We start from the raw sequence: 7,186 nt of genomic DNA, 5'->3' as shown, positions 1-7,186 counted from the left end.
GATTTACAATCAGTGGCTTAGACTACCTTCATCAACTTTTTAGTTGAACTTAGCGTTAATTTATATAAAAATACTTTTATTAAATTATTGTCCAATGTTGTCTAATTTTTTTATCTTTTTTGAAAGAAATTTAATGAATCATAATTATTAATACATATTTTTAAGCCAAAATTGTAATTTTTTTATAATTTTTAACGATTTCGCTAAATTTGACTTTAACATCTGATTATTAGTGTGTTAGAATGATAAGGGGTTATAAAACCCTTCATAATCAAATTCCCTTTCTTAAATTTATGGACAGGCCGGCATATGCCGGTTTTGTTCTGTTTAGACTTTTTTTAGAATTTTCAACGTTGATATTTAATTTTTATTTGATATATTATTAATACTTAAGAGGTATAAAATTATGCGAGTTGGTTTATTTACAGATGCGTATTATCCAGATATTAATGGTGTTGTTTCCAGTGTTGCGACTTTAAAAGAAGCATTAGAACAATTAGGACATACAGTATATGTGATATCCAATCACAAAGGAAAAAGCATCGATTTTTCAGAAAATATTTTACGTTTACCAGGATTGGAATTAAAGAAATTTTATGGATATAAATTATCGTCTCCTATTTCTTTTAAAGGATACGACTACATTAAAGAAATGAATCTAGATGTGATTCACGTACAAACAGAAGCGGGAATTGGAATGTTTGCACGAGGTGTAGCTAAGACTTTACATATCCCAATTGTATATACATACCATACTATGTATGAAGACTATACACATTATTTAAATCCATTTGACTTGGAATTGATTGATGAAGGTGAAAAGAAAATTATTCGTAAACTTTCAAAATGGTGGGTGAATCATTCATCGGCTGTCATTGCACCTAGCATGAAAACAAAAAAAAGACTCATGGGATATGGAGCCACTTCAAAAATATTTGTGATTCCCACGGGACTGGATTTATCACACTTTGATTGTCATCAATTAAATCCAGAAAAACTGTCTTCGATTCGTCCTTCTTTAGGATTAAATGAAGATACACCAGTTGTGACGTTTGTGGGTCGAATTGCGAAAGAAAAAGCCATTGACATTCCAATTAAAGCCATAAAATTATGTCAAAATAAAGACATTCATTTAGTGATTGTTGGAAAAGGAACGGATTTGGAGTACTATAAATCATTGGTCAATGAATTGGATTTGAACAATCGTGTTCATTTCACAGGAATGGTAAACAAAGAAATGGTGCCTTATTATTATTCACCATTTGATTGTTTTGTGTCCGCTTCAACATCAGAAACACAAGGAATGACATATATTGAAGCCTTAGCAAGTGGTTTATGTGTCTTTGGTCGAAGAGACGAAGTGTTATCGGAATTAATTGATGAAGGGACTACGGGATATTATTTCGATGATGAAGAAGAACTAGCTGGAAAATGGGATGCGTTTTTTGCCCAGCCAAAGGAAATCAGACAATCGGTTTCACAGTCTTGTATTGAAAAAACAATTCCATATAATACAGAAATATTTGGAAAAAATGTAGAAGAAGTCTATGAATATGCGATTTCACAATACGATCAAAGATATATAGTTGAAAAAATTGTACCTTCTTCAGATTTCTTTGAATTGATAATTTATAGCGAACAAGACAATGAATCCAATAAAATTCTTGTTCCAATGGAAGATGTAGTAGATTTGCAAATTGAAGATAAATCAATAATGGATCGTGATTTATATGAAAATTATTGTGAATTGCAGGAAGTCTATAAATCGTATTTGATTGTAAAAAAATATGTACTGCAACACAGTTGCTGCACATTTGAAGTGAAACAATACTGTCAGAAAAAATTTGATTTATGTCAGGAAGATATCAATGTAATTTTAGAAATGCTGCATCAGCATTTATTACTAGATGATCGTTTATATGCCATTGATAAAGCAAATTACTGGCAATACAAAGGAAAGAGCATGAAAGAAATTGAACGTAAATTTCATTCTCTTCATATAGATGAAGAATTCATTCAAGAATCTATATCGAAATTAGATGAACAAAAAGAAAAAGAAAACGCGATTTTGTATGCTCAAAAAAGTTTAACATATTCTTCGGCACAATCCAAAAACTTATTACAGCGAACAATTATTCAAAAATGCATGAATGCCGGTTTTTCTTTTGATGATTCTTTAAATGCGTTTCAAACTCTAGAAATTGAAGATACCTATGATGAACAATCTCTTGTACAGGCCATCAAAAAAGCAAATCGTTTATATTCTCATTTTGAAGATGATATAAAATATAATAAAATAAAAACGTATTGTATTCGCAAGGGATTTCATATCTCTTTGATTCATGAAAAATTAAAGGAGTTAGAAAATGATTAAAGATATAAAAGAAGAAGGAAAAATCAGTCTTCCTTGTTTGATTTCCAGATGCGATAAAGCCAAGACCGTAAAAGGAACACCGTATTTATCGCTTTCACTCGAAGATTCAACAGGAATACTCGATGCCAAATTTTGGAACTTAACCGACGAACAAGTAGAAAGCTATCACGTAGGAATGATTGTACAGGCAACTGGAGATGTCATCTTACATAAGAATGCGATTCAACTAAAGGTTCGAACACTCAAAGAATTGCCTGAAGAAAAAATCACAGACTATGTTCGTCAGGCGCCTATGAAAGCAGATGAAATGAAAAAAGAAATTGAGTTCTATATAAATGAAGTCAAAAACCAGGACTTGGCGATTTTAACACAAACTATTTTAGATGAAGTGCAGGAAGACTATTATTCGTATCCCGCTGCAAAGAAAAATCATCACAATTATGTTGGAGGATTGGCGTATCATTCTCTTTCAATGGTTCGTTTATCTTTAAAAATATGTGAACTCTATCCATTTCTGGATGTCGATCTTTTAATTTGTGCTTGTATTTTACACGATGTAGGAAAAATTGAAGAATTTTCATCGCCAGTTTTACCAGAATATACAGCACAAGGCAATTTATTAGGACATATCAGTATTTTGGCAATGAAAGTGGATCGTGTTTGTCATGAATTAAATCTACAAGATCAGGAAAGTATTTTATTATTGAAACATATGATTCTATCACATCATGGAAAAATGGAATTTGGTTCTCCTGTGGTTCCTATGACACCCGAAGCAGAGGTATTAAGTACAGTGGATAACTTGGATTCACGTTTATATATGATGAAAGAAAGCATTGATATTTGTCAATCCGGTGAATTTGGGCCTCGTATTTTTGCACTGGAAAATCGTATGGTCTATCGTAGAAAGGATCAAGAATGAAAATTGGATTTGTATCACTGGGGTGTTCTAAAAACTTAGTGGATTCTGAACAAATCATGGGAATGATCAAGCGAAATCACCATGAAATTGTAGGAAATCCAAACCAGGCCCAGGCTATTATCATTAATACATGTGGATTTATCACAAGTGCTAAAGAAGAATCCATTGCGACTATTTTTGAAATGGCAAAATATAAAGAAAAAAATTGTGAAAAACTAATTGTCTGTGGTTGTTTAGCGCAGCGATATCAAAAAGAATTAGAAGAAGAAATACCAGAAATCGATGCGATTATTCCGATTCGAGATTACAATCAATTTGCGATGAGATTAGAAGAAGCCTTAAATTGTTCTATGTCGTATCATAAATTTGAACGTGTTCTTTCCACGCAACCATGGCGTGCTTATTTAAAAATCAGTGATGGGTGTTCCAATCACTGTACATATTGTGCCATTCCATTGATTCGAGGCGAACAAAAAAGTCGAATGATCGAAGATATTGTACAAGAAGCGAAGCAATTAGCGAGTTATGGTGTCAAAGAATTGACTTTGATTGCCCAAGATACAACGAAATATGGATTGGATAATTATGGAAAATTGATGTTGGCGGATTTGATTCGAGCGGTGGATCAAATTGAAGGTTTACATTGGATTCGTATTTTATATATGTATCCAGATGAAATTGAAGATGATGTTTTAGTTGCCATCAAAGAAAGTCAAAAAGTGTTACCTTATTTTGATATTCCCATGCAACATGCCAATAATCGCTTATTAAAAGCTATGAATCGAAGAGGAACCAAAGAACATGCCTATGAAATTTTATCGAAAATTCAATCCATGTTTGAACAGCCAACGCTTCGTTCCACTTTTATTGTTGGTTTTCCAGGTGAAAAAGAAGAAGATTTTAATGAATTAATGGAATTTATTAAACATTCAAAATGGGATCGAATGGGTGCTTTTACGTATTCAAAAGAAGAAGATACACCTGCATATCAAATGACAGAAGAAGTAGATGAAGATGTTGCACAAGATCGTTTATCAAGATTGATGGAACTTCAAAAATCGATTTCTTATCAGAAAAATAAAGAAAAAATTGGACAAGTCATTGAAGTACTGGTTGAAGAAAAAGAAGGTCTTAAAAATTCATATCGAGGACGAAGTGCAGCCGATGCACCAGATGAAGTCGATGGACAAGTTATTTTTACCAGTGATCAAGACATTGCGTTGGGTTCGTTTGTACAAGTTCGCATTGAAGATGCGGGTGTATATGATTTATATGGAATATGTCTAGAATCATAGGATTTGATTATATCGTCCATAAAGACGATCATATATTGATTTTGGGTTCGATGCCGAGCGTTGTCAGCTTAGAACAAGGCATGTATTATGCCAATGCATCGAATCGATTCTGGAAAGTACTGGAAGAAATTTATCATATGCCAGTACAAACCAAAGAAGAAAAACTGGAATTGTTGAAAGAACAGAAAATTGCGCTTTGGGATATTTGTCATTCTTGTATTCGAAAAGGAAGTTCGGATAGTTCGATTAAGGAAATCATTGCCAACGATATTCCGCAATTATTAAAAGACAATCCATCGATTGAAAAAATCATCTGCAACGGAAAAACGAGTTATCAACTGCTGCAGAAATATTATGCTTTACCATCGGTTTGTTGTCCATCAACATCCAGTGCCAATGCTAAATTTAAGCTGGAAGATTTAGTCAAAATATACAAAGGAGAATTACTGTGAAACTATATTGGGCCAAAGTAAAAGAAGAAGCGGTTCTTCCAAGTAAAAGAGAAGAAGATGCGGGTTATGATTTATATCCATGTTTTGAAGAAGACTATTTAGAAATTCCTTCTCTTCAAACAAAACTGGTACCATTAGGGGTTGCCAGCGCCTTTGATTGTAACTATGTTATGTTGTTGAAAGAAAGAGGCTCCACTGGAACAAAAGGAATGGCACAAAGAGCGGGTGTAATTGATTCGGGGTATCGTGGTGAATATATGGCACCAATTACCAATGTCAATGATAAACCTATTCGCATTGCAAAAAAAGAAGTAGTAGATACATGGGATGAATCTTTTAAAAATCAGTTCATTATTTATCCATATGAAAAAGCAGTTTGTCAGGGGGTTTTACTTCAAATGCCTCAACTAGAAAGTGAAACACTTTCTTATGATGAATTAAAAAATATTTCTTCGCTTCGTGGAAGTGGAAGATTGGGAAGTTCAGGAAAGTAAAGATGTGTAAGCATTCTTTACTTTTTTTCTTATTGTTGATAAATCTGTTCATGAATTGTATACTAAACGCATGGAAATAGAAAAATTATTAGATGTTGGAATTCGTGCAGGACGAATGCTTCTGGAAAGCGGAGCCGAAGTTTATCGTGTAGAAGAAACGATGATTCGTATTTGTTCGGGGTTATATTGTGTCGATGATGTGGATAGTTATGTGACTTCAACAGGAATTATGTTGTCTATTGGCTATAATGGACAAGTGTTTTCGAAGATTTCACGTATTAAAAATCGAAATGTCAATCTTCATTGTGTATCAAGAATTAATGCTCTAAGTCGAAATGTACAAATTCATTCGTATTCCATTGAACAAGTGATTCAGGAATTAGATGAAATTGAACATGAATCAAAATATTCATTTTGGATGACAACTTTATTTGGAGGTATTGGAGCCGGTGGTTTTGCGTTATTCTTTGATGGAGGATTATTGGAAATAATTGTTTCCTTTGGAATTGGTATTTGTATTCGATTACTGGTATCGCTATTAAGTATGATGAAAATGAATGATTTCATCAATAATGTATTAGCTTCTATGCTTCTGGCAACTTTATCCATCAGTTTTAAAAAAATAGTACCTCAAATTGATGTCAATATCATTGTGATATCTGGAATTATGTTGTTGATTCCAGGATTGGCATTTACCAATGCGATACGTGATACCATTGCCGGTGACTATTTATCGGGTGTATCTCGTGTTATGGAAACGCTTGTCTGTGCTTGTGCCATTGCCTTAGGAGTAATGGTAGTCTTTAGTGTGGTGTAATATGATTGAAGTTATTTTAAAAGCATTCCTATCTAGTTTTCTGGCAACTTTAGGATTTGGAATTTTATTTAATATCAAAGGAAAAAATTTATTATGGGCCAGCATAACAGGAGCCATTGGTGGATCGGTCTATAAACTCTGTATATATTTGAATATCAATGACTATGTATCGAATTTTTTAGCGGCCATGTGTTTATCTTTTTGCTCAGAAATATTAGCTCGAAAATATAAAAATCCAGTCACAACCTATATTGTTTGTTCCTTAATTCCATTGGTACCCGGAGCTGCTTTATATCGTATGATGACTTATGCGATGAGAGGTGTTTTATTAAAAGCACTGGAAAGAGGTTGTTACATGATTGGAGTGGCGGGATCATTAGCCGTTGGTATTTTACTGGTTTCCACTTTCTTTAAAATTTATTCACAATGTAAAACCAAAAGAGAATCCGTTTGTTAGGATTCTCTATATTTTTCAATAATTTTATCAATAAAAGCTTTGATTTCCTGTGCTTCTTTATAATCTCTTTTTTGAAAATCATTTCCAGCATAGACTTTTTCTTTAGAAATATAAATAGCTAAGATTTGACCATTCTTTAAAGTAATTTTCAAACCCACATAAAAGCCTTTTTCTCCAAAACAGCGTCCCTGTACTCTTCCTCCATAATAAATATGTGTAAAAGGTTCTTCTTTTCCTTTATATTTAGCCAGTTCATTTATTTTTTTACATTCTATAATTTCTGTATAAGGATAAATGCCTGCAGTTCCATTTAAGATTTCCATTGTTTTCTTTTCTGTATCAAATTTTACAGAATCAAATTGTTTGATCATAATC

Annotated in this window: 8 protein-coding genes; 7 read left to right on the top strand and 1 reads right to left on the bottom strand. The window is 32.8% G+C overall.

Going from position 1 to position 7,186, the window contains the following annotated elements; genetic code table 11:
- Window positions 1–406 precede the first annotated feature (406 nt).
- The 7 genes from ACI32A_RS07215 (at window position 407) to ACI32A_RS07185 (ending at window position 6,811) form a co-directional block, all read left to right on the top strand.
- A complete protein-coding gene (locus ACI32A_RS07215) occupies window positions 407–2,374 on the top strand; it encodes a glycosyltransferase (protein WP_439754367.1) in 1,968 nt (655 codons plus the stop codon).
- Window positions 2,367–3,296 (top strand): 3'-5' exoribonuclease YhaM family protein, encoded by a 930-nt coding sequence (locus tag ACI32A_RS07210; protein ID WP_439754366.1) that lies wholly within the window; start codon window positions 2,367–2,369, stop codon window positions 3,294–3,296. The genes ACI32A_RS07215 and ACI32A_RS07210 overlap by 8 nt, the downstream gene beginning before the upstream one ends.
- The gene (gene rimO, locus ACI32A_RS07205) at window positions 3,293–4,591 is read left to right on the top strand and encodes a 30S ribosomal protein S12 methylthiotransferase RimO (RefSeq protein ID WP_439754365.1); all 1,299 of its coding nucleotides are present in this window, start codon (window positions 3,293–3,295) and stop codon (window positions 4,589–4,591) included. The genes ACI32A_RS07210 and rimO overlap by 4 nt, the downstream gene beginning before the upstream one ends.
- On the top strand, window positions 4,576–5,043 hold the full coding sequence (locus ACI32A_RS07200; protein ID WP_439754364.1) for a DNA-deoxyinosine glycosylase: 468 nt from the start codon (window positions 4,576–4,578) through the stop codon (window positions 5,041–5,043). The genes rimO and ACI32A_RS07200 overlap by 16 nt, the downstream gene beginning before the upstream one ends.
- A complete protein-coding gene (locus ACI32A_RS07195) occupies window positions 5,040–5,537 on the top strand; it encodes a dUTP diphosphatase (RefSeq protein ID WP_439754363.1) in 498 nt (165 codons plus the stop codon). Before ACI32A_RS07200 ends, ACI32A_RS07195 begins: the two co-directional genes overlap by 4 nt.
- A 70-nt stretch (window positions 5,538–5,607) precedes the next feature.
- Entirely contained in the window at window positions 5,608–6,354 is a 747-nt protein-coding gene (locus ACI32A_RS07190) for a threonine/serine exporter family protein (protein WP_439754362.1), read from the top strand.
- Between the two features lies 1 nt (window position 6,355).
- A complete protein-coding gene (locus ACI32A_RS07185) occupies window positions 6,356–6,811 on the top strand; it encodes a threonine/serine exporter family protein (RefSeq protein ID WP_439754361.1) in 456 nt (151 codons plus the stop codon).
- Here the strand turns inward: ACI32A_RS07185 and ACI32A_RS07180 are convergent.
- A partial coding sequence (locus ACI32A_RS07180; protein WP_439754359.1) for a hypothetical protein occupies window positions 6,808–7,186 on the bottom strand: 379 nt, incomplete at its 5' end. The genes ACI32A_RS07185 and ACI32A_RS07180 overlap by 4 nt on opposite strands.

This window comes from Floccifex sp. (assembly GCF_051873555.1).
Lineage (GTDB): Bacteria > Bacillota_I > Bacilli_A > Erysipelotrichales > Erysipelotrichaceae > Floccifex.
The sequence above is the reverse complement of the archived record's forward strand: the minus strand, read 5'-3'. Positions and strand labels throughout refer to the sequence as shown.

What these genes read in the sequence shown, in the direction of transcription:
- ACI32A_RS07215 (WP_439754367.1), top strand. Translation starts at nt 407, where the DNA reads ATGCGAGTTGGTTTATTTACAGATGCGTATTATCCAGATATTAATGGT.
- ACI32A_RS07210 (WP_439754366.1), top strand. Translation starts at nt 2,367, where the DNA reads ATGATTAAAGATATAAAAGAAGAAGGAAAAATCAGTCTTCCTTGTTTG.
- rimO (WP_439754365.1), top strand. Translation starts at nt 3,293, where the DNA reads ATGAAAATTGGATTTGTATCACTGGGGTGTTCTAAAAACTTAGTGGAT.
- ACI32A_RS07200 (WP_439754364.1), top strand. Translation starts at nt 4,576, where the DNA reads ATGTCTAGAATCATAGGATTTGATTATATCGTCCATAAAGACGATCAT.
- ACI32A_RS07190 (WP_439754362.1), top strand. Translation starts at nt 5,608, where the DNA reads ATGGAAATAGAAAAATTATTAGATGTTGGAATTCGTGCAGGACGAATG.
- ACI32A_RS07185 (WP_439754361.1), top strand. Translation starts at nt 6,356, where the DNA reads ATGATTGAAGTTATTTTAAAAGCATTCCTATCTAGTTTTCTGGCAACT.